The organism is Burkholderia sp. A2, from assembly GCF_001729305.1.
In the GTDB taxonomy this organism is placed as follows: domain Bacteria; phylum Pseudomonadota; class Gammaproteobacteria; order Burkholderiales; family Burkholderiaceae; genus Burkholderia; species Burkholderia sola.
The window spans coordinates 14,241-27,482 of sequence record NZ_LZXX01000091.1 but is presented as its reverse complement, the minus strand read 5'-3'; the positions used below and the strand labels follow the sequence as shown (position 1 = coordinate 27,482).

11 protein-coding genes and 1 riboswitch are annotated in these 13,242 nt (G+C 68.7%); of the genes, 9 read left to right on the top strand and 2 right to left on the bottom strand.

Annotated features, from left to right (window positions below; translation table 11 throughout):
• The first annotated feature begins 414 nt into the window (after positions 1–414).
• The 9 genes from A9Z05_RS14460 to metF all read left to right on the top strand — a co-directional run bounded on the left by A9Z05_RS14460 (position 415) and on the right by metF (position 10,830).
• Positions 415–795, top strand: coding sequence for a DUF805 domain-containing protein (locus tag A9Z05_RS14460; protein WP_069618694.1), 381 nt, complete (start codon positions 415–417; stop codon positions 793–795).
• A 361-nt stretch (positions 796–1,156) separates the two neighbouring features.
• Entirely contained in the window at positions 1,157–2,356 is a 1,200-nt protein-coding gene (gene flhB / locus A9Z05_RS14455; protein WP_069618693.1) for a flagellar biosynthesis protein FlhB, read from the top strand.
• On the top strand, positions 2,353–4,455 hold the full coding sequence (gene flhA / locus A9Z05_RS14450) for a flagellar biosynthesis protein FlhA (RefSeq protein ID WP_069618692.1): 2,103 nt from the start codon (positions 2,353–2,355) through the stop codon (positions 4,453–4,455). Before flhB ends, flhA begins: the two co-directional genes overlap by 4 nt.
• Positions 4,452–6,254, top strand: a complete 1,803-nt coding sequence (gene flhF, locus A9Z05_RS14445) for a flagellar biosynthesis protein FlhF (RefSeq protein ID WP_069618691.1) — start codon at positions 4,452–4,454, stop codon at positions 6,252–6,254. Before flhA ends, flhF begins: the two co-directional genes overlap by 4 nt.
• Positions 6,247–7,065, top strand: coding sequence for a flagellar biosynthesis protein FlhG (locus A9Z05_RS14440; protein ID WP_069618690.1), 819 nt, complete (start codon positions 6,247–6,249; stop codon positions 7,063–7,065). The genes flhF and A9Z05_RS14440 overlap by 8 nt, the downstream gene beginning before the upstream one ends.
• Before the next feature lie 22 nt (positions 7,066–7,087).
• Positions 7,088–7,822 carry an RNA polymerase sigma factor FliA gene (locus A9Z05_RS14435; protein WP_006484033.1) on the top strand — a complete coding sequence of 245 codons (735 nt, stop codon included), beginning with the start codon at positions 7,088–7,090 and terminating at the stop codon, positions 7,820–7,822.
• 113 nt (positions 7,823–7,935) lie between these two features.
• Positions 7,936–8,064: riboswitch (S-adenosyl-L-homocysteine riboswitch) on the top strand.
• Positions 8,065–8,096: 32 nt separating this feature from the next.
• Positions 8,097–9,515 (top strand): adenosylhomocysteinase, encoded by a 1,419-nt coding sequence (gene ahcY / locus A9Z05_RS14430; RefSeq protein WP_069618689.1) that lies wholly within the window; start codon positions 8,097–8,099, stop codon positions 9,513–9,515.
• Positions 9,516–9,611: 96 nt separating this feature from the next.
• Positions 9,612–9,965, top strand: a complete 354-nt coding sequence (locus A9Z05_RS14425) for a phage holin family protein (protein ID WP_011882923.1) — start codon at positions 9,612–9,614, stop codon at positions 9,963–9,965.
• Between the two features lie 34 nt (positions 9,966–9,999).
• Positions 10,000–10,830 (top strand): methylenetetrahydrofolate reductase [NAD(P)H], encoded by an 831-nt coding sequence (gene metF / locus A9Z05_RS14420; RefSeq protein ID WP_050011827.1) that lies wholly within the window; start codon positions 10,000–10,002, stop codon positions 10,828–10,830.
• 105 nt (positions 10,831–10,935) lie between these two features.
• Here the strand turns inward: metF and A9Z05_RS14415 are convergent, their stop codons facing one another.
• Positions 10,936–12,414, bottom strand: coding sequence for an amidase (locus tag A9Z05_RS14415; protein ID WP_069618833.1), 1,479 nt, complete (start codon positions 12,412–12,414; stop codon positions 10,936–10,938).
• A gap of 81 nt (positions 12,415–12,495) precedes the next feature.
• Positions 12,496–13,188, bottom strand: coding sequence for a dienelactone hydrolase family protein (locus tag A9Z05_RS14410; protein WP_050011828.1), 693 nt, complete (start codon positions 13,186–13,188; stop codon positions 12,496–12,498).
• Positions 13,189–13,242: the final 54 nt, after the last annotated feature.

Here is a 13,242-nt window from a genome sequence, read left to right as displayed (position 1 = left end):
GGCCGACGAGGGTCGGCCGGCCCGTCCCGACGCCGTAGCGTGCGATTCGGACGGAATGGCGATGCCGACAGGCGCCGCGGCCGGCGCGCCTGCGTATCGCCGGCCGGTTGGTTAATCGAATGCCGGACACTCGAGTCGATTATCGATTCGTGCGATTTCATTCGGGTGTAATCAAGGCCGGATTATTCGCGGCAGTCGTTTCTGTCAGATCTTCACGATTATTAAAATGACGCGGCATGCAAGTCGGGCACGCCGAAATCCGTTCTTGCAGCTGTTCCTGCGTCATATGGGCGCGTGATGCGGCCACGTGCGCGTATTGTCGGGGCTGCGAAAAGAGATGGAGTCCGCCGAAATTCAATCATATAATTCCGGCGTTGTTTCCGGGGCGCCAATATAAAACAGGAGGGTAATAAAATGAATTTTTCCGAAGCCGTTCGTACCGCACTGAATAAATACGCGACATTCGAAGGCCGTGCGCGTCGTGCCGAATACTGGTATTTCGCGCTGCTGACCTCCGTGCTGTCGGTCGCCGGTCAGATCGTCGGCGCGGCCGGCCGCGATGCGGGCCTGATCACGCTGCTGCTGCTCGGCGTGATCTTCCTGGTGTCGCTTGCGCTGATCATTCCGGGCATCGCGGTCAGCGTGCGCCGCCTGCACGATACGGGCCGCTCGGGCTGGTTCCTGCTGCTCGCGCTGATTCCGATCGTCGGCGGCATCCTGCTGCTCGTGTGGATGTGCTCGCGCGGCACCGAAGGCCCGAACCGTTTCGGCGCGGACCCGATCCCGGCGGCCTGACCGCCGCCTGCCCCGACCGACGCGCGACGTCGTTGCGTCGGGGCCTGCTTGCCGCGCTTCTCGCGTTTCTCCCGCCGCTCGCGTTTCTTCGTTTTTCCCGCCCGTCGTTTCACCGTTCCCCGCGCATGCCGCCGCTGCCGTCCCGCTTGCGGCCGCCGTCTCGCCAATGCGCCGGCCGGCCCCGTATTTCGCCACGCCGCGCGTCGTTCCGCCCCCGTTCCAGCCGCGTTCGCGGGCGCTCGCCCGATTCCCCGAAATACCCCCCTTTCCCGGCTTTGCTCGACCGATCGGCGTTTGACGCCTCCATGAATAATCGGTGTCACTGGAAAGCGGCATTCCGCCGTACCCGACTGGAGGCCCCGTGGCAGACGAGAGCGATCTCGACAAGACCGAAGCCGCCACTCCCAGGCGCCGCGAGAAGGCGCGCGAGGAGGGGCAGGTCGCGCGTTCGCGCGAGCTGGCTTCGTTCGCGCTGCTCGCGGCGGGTTTCTACGGCGCGTGGCTGCTCGCGGGCCCGTCCGGCGGGCATCTGCAGGCGATGCTGCGGGGCGCGTTCACGTTCGATCGCGCGACCGCGTTCGACACCCACCGGATGCTGTCGGCGGCCGGCAGCGCGAGCCTCGAAGGCTTCGCCGCGCTGCTGCCGCTCCTCGCGCTCACCGGCGTCGCCGCGCTGCTCGCGCCGATGGCGCTCGGCGGCTGGCTGATTTCGCAGAAGACGTTCGAGCTGAAGTTCGACCGCCTGAACCCGATCTCGGGCCTCGGCCGGATCTTCTCGATCCAGGGGCCGATCCAGCTCGGGATGTCGATCGCGAAGACGCTGGTCGTCGGCGGGATCGGCGGCATCGCGATCTGGCGCAGCAAGGACGAACTGCTCGGCCTCGCGACGCAGCCGCTCGGCGCCGCGCTGCCCGATGCGCTGCATCTGGTCGCCGTGTGCTGCGGCACGACGGTCGCCGGGATGCTGGTGGTCGCCGGGCTCGACGTGCCTTACCAACTCTGGCAGTACAACAAGAAGTTGCGCATGACGAAGGAAGAAGTGAAGCGCGAGCATCGCGAGAACGAAGGCGATCCGCACGTGAAGGGGCGGATCCGCCAGCAGCAGCGCGCGATCGCACGCCGCCGGATGATGGCGGCCGTGCCGAAGGCCGACGTGGTCGTCACGAACCCGACGCACTTCGCGGTCGCGCTGCAATACACGGACGGCGAGATGCGCGCGCCGAAGGTCGTCGCGAAGGGCGTGAACCTCGTCGCCGCGCGCATCCGCGAACTCGCGGCCGAACACAACGTGCCGCTGCTCGAAGCGCCGCCGCTCGCGCGTGCGCTGTATCACAACGTCGAACTCGAGCGCGAGATCCCCGGCTCGCTGTACTCGGCCGTGGCCGAAGTGCTCGCGTGGGTCTACCAGTTCAAGCGCTTCCGCTCGGAAGGCGGCGCGTTCCCGGCGATGCCGGTCGATCTCGACGTGCCGGCCGAACTCGACAAGGGCACGTCGGTCGCCGCCGACGACGAACGTGAAGAAGCCGAGGACGCCCTCGGCCAGCAAGGGAACGCAGCATGAGCACCCCGACCACCGGCCTGTTCGCGAAGCGCCCGAACCTGCTGGCAGGCACGAACCTGCGCGCGCTCGCGGGCCCGATCCTCATCTGCATGATCCTGGGGATGATGATCCTGCCGCTGCCGCCGATGCTGCTGGATCTGCTGTTCACGTTCAACATCGCGCTGTCCGTGATGGTGCTGCTCGTCAGCATGTACACGATGAAGCCGCTCGACTTCGCGGCGTTCCCGAGCGTGCTGCTGTTCTCGACGCTGCTGCGCCTGTCGCTGAACGTCGCGTCGACGCGCGTCGTGCTGCTCGAAGGCCACACCGGGCCCGACGCGGCCGGTCAGGTGATCGAGGCGTTCGGCCACTTCCTCGTCGGCGGCAACTTTGCGGTCGGCATCGTCGTGTTCGTGATCCTGATGATCATCAACTTCATGGTGATCACGAAGGGCGCGGGGCGGATCGCCGAAGTGTCCGCGCGCTTCACGCTCGACGCGATGCCCGGCAAGCAGATGGCGATCGACGCCGACCTGAACGCGGGCCTCATCAACGAGGAACAGGCGCGCAAGCGCCGCCTCGCCGTCTCGCAGGAAGCCGAGTTCTACGGGTCGATGGACGGCGCGTCGAAGTTCGTGCGCGGCGACGCGATCGCCGGCCTGATCATCATGGCGATCAACGTGATCGGCGGGCTGATCGTCGGGATGGTCCAGCACGACATGAGCTTCGCCGCAGCCGGCACCAACTACACGCTGCTGACGATCGGCGACGGCCTCGTCGCGCAGATCCCGTCGCTCGTGATCTCGACCGCGGCCGGCGTGATCGTGTCGCGCGTCGCGACCGACGAGGACATCGGCACGCAGATCACCGGCCAGCTGTTCACGAATCCGCGCGTGCTGAACATCACCGGCGCGATCATCGTGCTGATGGGGCTGATCCCGGGCATGCCGCACTTCGCGTTCCTCGCGCTCGGCGGCGGCGCGATCTGGCTCGCGCGCACGCAGACCAAGCGCGCGGCGGCCCGCAAGGCGGCCGGCGACGTGACCGACATCGCGCCGCCCGCCGTGCTGCCGGCCGACAGCCACGAAGCGACCTGGGACGACGTGCAGCTGATCGACCCGCTCGGCCTCGAAGTCGGCTACCGGCTGATCCCGCTCGTCGACAAGAACAGCGACGGCGAGCTGCTCAAGCGCATCAAGAGCATCCGCAAGAAATTCGCGCAGGAAATCGGCTTCCTGCCGCCGGTGATCCATATCCGCGACAACCTCGAACTGCGGCCGAACGCGTACCGGATCGCGCTGAAGGGCGTCGAGATCGGCTTCGGCGAAGTGTTCCCGGGCCAGTGGCTCGCGATCAACCCGGGCCAGGTGACGGCCGCGCTGCCGGGCGCCGTCACGCAGGATCCGGCGTTCGGGCTGCCGGCCGTGTGGATCGACGTCGCGCTGCGCGAGCAGGCGCAGGTGTACGGCTACACGGTGGTCGACGCGAGCACGGTCGTCGCGACGCACCTGAACCATCTCGTCGTCCAGCATGCGGCCGAGCTGCTCGGCCGCCAGGAAGTGCAGGCGCTCGTCGAGCGTACCGGCAAGGACGCGCCGTCGCTCGTCGAGGACCTGGTGCCGAAGACGATCTCGCTCACCACGCTGCAGAAGGTGCTGCAGAACCTGCTCGAGGAAGGCGTGCCGATCCGCGACATGCGCACGATCCTCGAGGCCGTGTCCGAGCATGCGGGCCGCGGCGACGCATTCGAGATCACGGCCGCGGTGCGGCTCTCGCTCGGCCGCGCGATCACGCAGCAGTGGTATCCGGGCAACGGCGAAATGCAGGTGATGGGCCTCGACGCGAACCTGGAGCGCGTGCTGTCGCAAGCGCTCGCCACCGGCGCGAACCCGGGCCTCGAACCCGGCCTCGCGCACAACCTTCTGACCGGCACGCAGCAAGCGATGCTGCGTCAACAGAATCTCGGGCTGCCGCCCGTGCTGCTCGTGCAGCACGCGCTGCGCGCGATGCTCGCGCGTTTCCTGCGCCGCAGCCTGCCGCAACTGAAAGTGCTGTCGTACGCCGAAGTGCCGGACACACGCACGATCAAAGTCGTTAACGTCATCGGGGGTTCCGCTTGAACATTCGCAAATTCACCGGCGCAACGAGCCGCGACGCACTTCGTCTCGTGCGCGAGGCGCTCGGCGCCGACGCGGTCGTGCTGTCGAACCGCACGCTCGATGACGGCAGCGTCGAAATCGTTGCACTCGCCGATTCGGATCTCGCCGCGGTGGCGCCGCCGGCCGCGCGTTCGCGCCTTGCCACGTCGCGCGTGCCGGAATCCGTGCCGGCCGCCGCCGTGCCGGGCATCATGTCGCGCCCGGGCATCGCTTCGCGCCCGGCCGTCAATCCATATGCGGCGGACGAAGGCGGGCTGCCTGACGTGTTCTCGTCCGTGTTCGGCGCGAGCGCCGACACGCAAGACGCGGATGCGCACGCTGCGTCGATCGATGCGGACGCGCCCGCGGCGGCAGCGCCGTCGAGCGCGGCATCCGTCGCAGTGGGATCGCGTGCCGCCGGGTCGCCGGCCGCCGGTTCGCCGGCCGCCGGATCGCCGGCCGCCACTTCCGAACCCGCGCCGTGGCTGGTCGAGCACGCGAAGCGCCTGACGCAACAGCGCGACGCGCTGATCGCCCGTGCGCAGGCACCCGCCGAGCCGCAGGCGGCCGCGCCCGCGCCGCAAGCCGCCGCCCGCGCGACGCCGCCCGAATGGGCGCGCGACATCGTGCGCGACGCCGAACGCCGGATGCCGGCCGCGGCAGCGCCGGCCGCGGCGAAGCGCGCGGCCGACACGGGCGCCGCGTACGGCGCCAGGGCGACCGAACGCACGCGCCTGTCCGCCGACGCGGCCGCCGTGGTGGCCGATGCGGTGAAGTCGCGCATCGAGCGGATCGTCAACGACACGGTGATGCAGGAGCTGGGCGAGCTGCGCGGGATGATGGAAGAGCAGTTCGACAGCCTGATGTGGCACGACCGCCAGCGTCGCAGCCCCGTCCACGGCGCGCTGACGAAACACCTGTTCGCGGCCGGCTTCTCCGCGCAGCTCGTGCGGATGCTGGTCGACAACCTGCCGTCCGGCGACGGCGCGCAGACGTTCGAGCAGGCCGCCGAATGGGCGCAGTCGGTGCTCGCATCGAACCTGCCGGTGCTCGACAGCGAGGACGCGCTGATGGAGCGCGGCGGCGTGTTCGCGCTGATGGGGCCGACGGGCGTCGGCAAGACGACCACCACCGCGAAGCTGGCCGCGCGCTGCGTGATGCGCTTCGGTGCGAGCAAGGTCGCGCTGCTGACGACCGACAGCTACCGGATCGGCGGCCACGAGCAACTGCGCATCTTCGGCAAGATCCTCGGCGTGCCGGTTCACGCGGTGAAGGATGCGGGCGATCTCGCGCTCGCGCTGTCCGAGCTGCGCAACAAGCACATCGTGCTGATCGACACGATCGGCATGAGCCAGCGCGACCGCGCGGTGTCCGACCAGATCGCGATGCTGCACGGCGCGAACGCGCCGGTGCAGCGCCTGCTGCTGCTGAACGCGACGAGCCACGGCGACACGCTGAACGAAGTCGTGCAGGCGTACCGCAGCGCGGGCGAGCACCCTGATCTCGCGGGCTGCATCCTCACGAAGCTCGACGAGGCGACCCACCTCGGCAGCGTGCTCGACACGGTGATCCGCTACAAGCTGCCGGTCCACTACGTGTCGACCGGCCAGAAGGTGCCGGAGAACCTGTACGTCGCGTCGACCAAATTCCTGCTGAAGAGCGCGTTCTGTGTGCCGCGCGACGGCTCGCCCTTCGTGCCGCAAGACGAGGACATGCCGACGCTGCTTTCCGCACTGACCGCACGTTCCACCGCCGAGCTGCACGAGGTGCGATTTGGATAAACGGATCATCGACCAGGCCGAAGGGCTGCGGCGCCTGCTGGCCGGGCGCGCGTCGCGCATCGTCGCGGTGACGGGCGGGCCGGCCGGCGTCGGCTGCACGTCCACCGTGGTGAACCTCGCGGCGGCGCTCGCGTCGCTCGGCAAGGACGTGCTCGTCGTCGACGAGCGCGCCGACGTGCATTCGGCCAGCGCGACGCTCGCCGGCGCGTGGCTGCGCGACGGCGAACGCACGCGGGTGGCGGCCGGCTTCGGGCTGTGCGGCGCCGCGCGGCTCGCGCGCGCCGGCTACAGCGACGCGCAGCTGAGCGACTTCATCGACGGCCCGGCCGACATCGTCCTCGTCGACGCGCAGCTCGGCGCCGACGGATCGTTCTCGGCGCTCGCGCGCGAAGCGCACGACGTGCTGATCGTCACGCGGGTCGCCGTGCAGGCGATCACCGAGGCGTATGCGTGCATGAAGCGGCTGCATTTCGCGCACGCGTTCGCGCAGTTCCGCGTGCTGACCAATCAGGTCGGCAGCCACGCGGACGCGAAGACGGCCTTCGACAACCTCGCGGGCGTCGCGAGCCGCTACCTGACCGTGTCGATCGCCGACGCGGGTTGCGTGAGCGCCGATCCGCTCGTCGAGCACGCCCGCGAACTGATGCATGCGGTGGTCGACGCGTTTCCGTCGTCGGCTGCCGCGCGCGACTACCGGCAGATTGCCGCCGACCTGTTGTACTGGCCGATGCGCCCGGGTTCGGGCGCGGGCCGCGCGGTCCACGCCGGCGGCAAGCCGTCGTATGAGGCGGGCGCGGCACACGCCGCGTGAGCGCCACCCGAAGGAGGGAGCCATGATGTACAACGCTCAAGGAAAGATGTCCCAGGCCGACGTGCTCGCGCAATATGCGCCGCTCGTGCGCCGCCTCGGGCTGCAGCTCGTCGCGAAGATGCCGGCGAGCGTCGATCTCGACGACTTGATCCAGGCCGGCATGATCGGCCTGATGGACGCGGCCGGTCGCTACAAGGAAGACCAGGGCGCGCAGTTCGAGACCTACGCGACGCAGCGCATCCGCGGCGCGATGCTCGACGAGCTGCGCAGCAACGACTGGCTGCCGCGCAGCCTGCGCAAGACGTCGCGCGAGGTCGAGCACGCGGTGCACCAGGTCGAGCAGCACCTCGGCCGCTCGGCGAGCGAGACCGAGATCGCGCAGCACCTGAACATGCCGCTCGACGAATACCAGGGGATGCTGCAGGACCTGCACGGCAGCCAGCTCATCTACTACGAGGATTTCGATCGCGCGGCCGACGACGAGCCGTTCCTCGACCGCTATCGCGTCGATCATGCCGATCCGTTGTCGGCGCTGCTCGACGAGCACCTGCGCGAGGCGCTCGTCGAGGCGATCGAGCGGCTGCCGGAGCGCGAGAAGCTGCTGATGTCGCTGTACTACGAACGGGGTCTGAATCTGCGCGAGATCGGCGCGGTGCTCGAGGTGAGCGAATCGCGTGTGTGCCAGCTCCACAGCCAGGCCGTCGCGCGCCTGCGCGCGCGGCTGCGCGAACAGGCGTGGGTCGGCGCGGAGTCCTGACCCCGACGTCCTGCCCCTTCGGCCACGGCCCGCCCGCGCCCGCGCCGCGCGCGTCTCGGGCCGACGCATCGTCGTTGCGCATTTCGCGCGCCGATTTGCTACAATCCCCTCCGTTTTCCGAGGAGCGTTGCGACGGACCGTCTGCGTCCGCCAGGCTCGGAAGGCTTCACCAAGCAGCCGTGCGTCGATCGTTTTTAGCGACCGTCGCGCCGGCCCCGCTTCCTGAACGGCGCTCACGTCACCAATCTAGAAACTTTTTAGAAAGGAGGGCGTGATGAACGCCATTATCGATTCCAAGGCTTCCCGCGATTACGTCGTCGCCGACATGGCGCTGGCCGGCTGGGGCCGCAAGGAACTGAACATCGCCGAGACCGAAATGCCGGGCCTCGTGCAGATCCGCGACGAATACAAGGCGCAGCAGCCGCTGAAGGGCGCGCGCATTGCCGGTTCGCTGCACATGACGATCCAGACGGGCGTGCTGATCGAGACGCTGAAGGCGCTCGGCGCGGACGTCCGCTGGGCGTCGTGCAACATCTTCTCGACGCAGGATCACGCGGCGGCCGCGATCGTCGAAGCCGGCACGCCGGTGTTCGCGTTCAAGGGCGAGTCGCTCGACGAGTACTGGGAGTTCTCGCACCGCATCTTCGAATGGCCGAACGGCGAATTCGCGAACATGATCCTGGACGACGGCGGCGACGCCACGCTGCTGCTGATCCTCGGCTCGAAGGCCGAGAAGGACCGTTCGGTGATCGCGAAGCCGACCAACGAGGAAGAAGTCGCGCTGTACAAGTCGATCGCGGCGCACCTCGACGTCGACGCGAACTGGTACTCGAAGCGCCTCGCGCACATCAAGGGCGTGACCGAAGAAACCACGACCGGCGTGCACCGCCTGTACCAGATGGAAAAGGACGGCCGCCTGCCGTTCCCGGCGTTCAACGTGAACGATTCGGTCACGAAGTCGAAGTTCGACAACCTGTACGGCTGTCGTGAATCGCTCGTCGACGGCATCAAGCGCGCGACCGACGTGATGATCGCGGGCAAGGTCGCGGTCGTCGCGGGCTACGGCGACGTGGGCAAGGGCTGCGCGCAATCGCTGCGCGGCCTGGGCGCGACCGTGTGGGTCACCGAAATCGATCCGATCTGCGCGCTGCAGGCGGCGATGGAAGGCTACCGCGTCGTGACGATGGAATACGCGGCCGACAAGGCCGACATCTTCGTGACGGCGACCGGCAACTACCACGTGATCAACCACGATCACATGAAGGCGATGCGCCACAACGCGATCGTCTGCAACATCGGTCACTTCGACTCGGAAATCGACGTCGCGTCGACGCGCCAGTACCAGTGGGAAAACATCAAGCCGCAGGTCGACCACATCATCTTCCCGGACGGCAAGCGCGTGATCCTGCTGGCCGAAGGCCGCCTGGTGAACCTCGGCTGCGCGACCGGCCACCCGTCGTTCGTGATGTCGAATTCGTTCGCGAACCAGACGCTCGCGCAGATCGAGCTGTTCACGCGCGGCGAGCAGTACGAGAACAAGGTGTACGTGCTGCCGAAGCATCTCGATGAAAAGGTCGCGCGCCTGCACCTCGCGCGCATCGGCGCGAACCTGTCGGTGCTGTCGGACGAGCAGGCTGCGTACATCGGCGTGCAGAAGGACGGCCCGTTCAAGCCGAACCACTACCGCTATTGATGCGCGGCCGCCGCCGCACCGTGCGCGCCCGTTGCGCTCGCACGGCGCGGCGGCGCTCACCGATCGTACCGATCGACAACCGAACTGGAGCCCTCCATGAGCGTCATCCTCACCTGGGTCATCAACGCGCTCGCGCTGCTGATCATCACGTACCTCGTGCCGTCGATCCACATCAAGAGCTTCGGCACCGCGCTGATCGTCGCGGTCGTGCTCGGGCTGATCAACACGGTGATCCGGCCGGTGCTGATCCTGCTGACGCTGCCCGTCACGATCGTCACGCTCGGGGTGTTCATCCTCGTCGTGAACGCGCTGTGCTTCTGGTTCGCGTCGTCGCTGCTGAAGGGCTTCGAGGTGTCGGGGTTCTGGTCCGCGTTCTTCGGTTCGATCCTGTACAGCATCGTGTCGTGGCTGCTGTCCGCCCTGATCTTCGGCCAGCGCGACATCGGCTGAACGCGGGCGGGCGCGGGCCCAACCCCATCGAATCATGAAACCGATCGAACTCTCGTTTGAATTCTTCCCGCCGAAGACGGCGGACGGCGTCGAAAAGCTGCGCGCCACGCGCGCGCAGCTGCTGCCGCTGAAGCCGAAATTCGTCTCCGTGACGTTCGGCGCCGGCGGCTCGACGCAGCAGGGCACGCTCGATACCGTGCTCGACATGCAGAAGGACGGCCTCGAGGCCGCGCCGCACCTGTCGTGCATCGGCTCGTCGCGCGACAGCCTGCGCGCGATCCTCGACCAGTACCGCTCGCACGGCATCCGGCACATCGTCGCGCTGCGCGGCGACCTGCCGTCGGGGATGGGCGAGGTCGGCGAGCTGCGCTATGCGTCCGAGCTCGTCAGCTTCATCCGCGCCGAGCATGGCGACTGGTTCCACATCGAAGTCGCCGGCTACCCGGAGTACCACCCGCAATCGCGCTCGCCGAAGGCCGATCTCGAGAATTTCGCGCGCAAGGTGAAGGCCGGCGCGAATTCCGCGATCACGCAGTACTTCTTCAACGCGGATGCGTATTTCCGCTTCGTCGACGACACGCGCAAGCTGGGCGTGGACGTGCCGATCGTGCCGGGCATCATGCCGATCACGAACTTCTCGCAGCTGATGCGCTTCTCCGAGATGTGCGGCGCCGAAGTGCCGCGCTGGGTCGCGCGCCGGCTCGAGAGCTTCGGCGACGATCGCGAGTCGATCCGCGCGTTCGGCGCGGACGTCGTCACGAGCCTGTGCCAGCGCCTGATCGACGCGGGCGTGCCGGGGCTGCACTTCTACACGCTGAACGCAGCGGTCGCGACGCGGACGATCTGCGAACGGCTCGCGGTGTAACGAGCGCCGTCACGCGGTTGCATGCGTGAAAGCCCCGCCGGTTTGCGCCGGCGGGGCTTTTTTATCGTGAAGCGCCGCGCATGCCGCGTGGCGCAAGCCGCTGAATCAGCGCTGCGCCTGCATCAGCGGCGGGCGGCGGTCGAACCACGGCCGCGCCTGTTCGAGCTGCCGCGCGAGCCGCAGCAGCAACGCGTCGTCGGCGTGGCGCGCGGCGAACTGCACGCCGATCGGCAGCCCGCGCGCATTCCAGTACAGCGGCACCGACATCGCCGGCTGGCCGGTCAGGTTGAACAGCTCGGTGCAGCCGGCCCACGCGAATGCCTTCTCCGACGATTTCGCGAGCATTTCCTTCAGCAGCGGCTTCACCGGCAGCGCGGCGAGCAGCTTCATCTGCGCGGATTCGAACGGCGTCGGCTGCAGTTCGCCGATCTTCACCGGCGGCCCCGCGAGCGATGCGCACAGGATCGCGTCGTAACGCGACACGAGACCGGCGACTTGCACGGTGAGCTGGCGCTGCCATTCGAGCACGTCCGGCAGCCGCGTGCGCGCGAGACGCCGGCCGACCACCGCCATCGCCCATGTCGCCGCCTCGAATTCGCCGCGCCGCGGCGTGCGGCCGGTCAGCGCGCGCGCGCCGAGCACCATGTCCTCGGCGATCGTCGCCCACAGCGTCAGGAAGGTTTCGGCCGCGCGTGCGTAGTCGATCGGCAGCGTCGCCGGCTCGACGTGATGGCCGAGCGATTCGAGCAGCGCGGCCGCGTCGTCGAGCGCCGCGCGCGTGTCGTCGGCGAGCGCCGGCGCGAGCATCGGATCGACGACGAGGCCGATCCGCAGCGGGCCGGGCGGCGTATCGAGCGCGCCGAGGAAGGTGCCGGGCGCGCCGGGCGGCAGTGTCTGGCCGGTCGTCACGTCGAGCAGCAGCGCACTGTCGCGCACGCTGCGCGACACCGCGTGCTGGACGACGAGTTCGCCGTTCGACGGCAGGTCGACGAGCACCGGGTTGCGGCTCGGCTTCAGCCCGAACAGCCCGCAGCACGACGCCGGAATGCGGATGGAGCCGCCGCCGTCGGATGCATGCGCGAGCGGCACGATGCCGGCCGCGACGGCCGCCGCCGCGCCGCCGCTCGACCCGCCGGGCGTGTGGTCGAGATTCCACGGGTTGCGGCACGCGCCGAACAGTTCCGGTTCCGTGTACGGCATCTGGCCGATCTCGGGCGTGTTGGTCTTGCCGAATACGTTCAGGCCAGCCGCGCGGCTGCGCGCGATCACCGGCGAATCGTCGGCCGGCACGAAGTACCGGTAGTGCCGGCTGCCCATCGACAGCGGCAGCCCGGCGACCGCCGCGCCGAGATCCTTGACGAGATACGGCACGCCCGCGAACGGCGCGTCGGCGCCGGGTTGGGGCGCGGCCGCCGCACGCGCGCGCGCGGCTTCGTAGTCCTGCAGCACGATCGCGTTGATCGCGCCGTTCACCGCTTCGGCCTGGCCGATCGCGGCGTCCAGCAGTTCGCGCGGGCTGGCGTGGCGGTCGCGCACGAGCGCGGCGAGGCCGATTGCGTCATGCGCGAGATAGTCCGAGTGCATCGCGGTCACCCCCGTTGTGACTCGTGGCGATGGTGCGAGCATAACGCGGGCCCGGCGTGGCGGGCCCGCGGCAGGGCCTGTTTAGAGATGCTCGGCGAGGAAGGTCAGCGTGCGGCCGTGCGCGAGCGCCGCGGCGCGCTGGTTGTACGAGGCGCGATCCGTGCAGTTGAAGCCGTGCTCGGCGCCCGGGTACACGTGGAACGACGCGTTGCCGCGGCCGGCGAATGCGGCTTTCACCTGGTCGACGGCCGTGAGCGGAATGCCGTGGTCGTTTTCCGCGTAGTGGAACAGGATCGGCTGCGTGACCTGGCCGGCGAGGTCCAGCGCGTTCTGGATGCCGCCGCCGTAATAGGCCACCGCCGCGTCCAGCTTGCCGGTCGCGGCCGCGCGATACGCGAGCTGGCCGCCGAAGCAGTAGCCGATCGCGGCGAGCTTGCCGGCCACTTCGGGGCGCGCGCGCAACGCGTCGGCCGCCGCGACGATGTCCGCGACCGCGAGACCCACGTCGGTCTTCTTCAGCAGCTCGATGCCCTTGTCGCGATCCGCGCCCTCGTAGGTCAGCTCGACGCGCGGCTGCGTGCGCCAGAACACGTCCGGCGCGAGCGCGACGAAGCCGTCGGCCGCGTACTGGTCGGCGACCGCGCGGATGTGCGCGTTCACGCCGAAGATCTCCTGGATGATGATGACGGCAGGGCCCTTGCCGCGCTTGGGCAGTGCGAGATAGCCGCCGAAGCTGTCGTTACCGGTCGGGATGTCGATCCATTGGGCAGTCACGTTCTGAACTCCTGGCGTGCGGGGTGCGCGAGGCGCCCCGAGGTGAAAAGAGGC

Bases quoted from the DNA above. Each gene is read 5' to 3' on its own strand.
- flhA (WP_069618692.1), top strand. From the start codon at position 2,353: ATGAGCACCCCGACCACCGGCCTGTTCGCGAAGCGCCCGAACCTGCTG.
- A9Z05_RS14460 (WP_069618694.1), top strand. From the start codon at position 415: ATGAATTTTTCCGAAGCCGTTCGTACCGCACTGAATAAATACGCGACA.
- metF (WP_050011827.1), top strand. From the start codon at position 10,000: ATGAAACCGATCGAACTCTCGTTTGAATTCTTCCCGCCGAAGACGGCG.
- A9Z05_RS14425 (WP_011882923.1), top strand. From the start codon at position 9,612: ATGAGCGTCATCCTCACCTGGGTCATCAACGCGCTCGCGCTGCTGATC.
- A9Z05_RS14415 (WP_069618833.1), bottom strand. From the start codon at position 12,414: ATGCACTCGGACTATCTCGCGCATGACGCAATCGGCCTCGCCGCGCTC.
- ahcY (WP_069618689.1), top strand. From the start codon at position 8,097: ATGAACGCCATTATCGATTCCAAGGCTTCCCGCGATTACGTCGTCGCC.
- A9Z05_RS14435 (WP_006484033.1), top strand. From the start codon at position 7,088: ATGATGTACAACGCTCAAGGAAAGATGTCCCAGGCCGACGTGCTCGCG.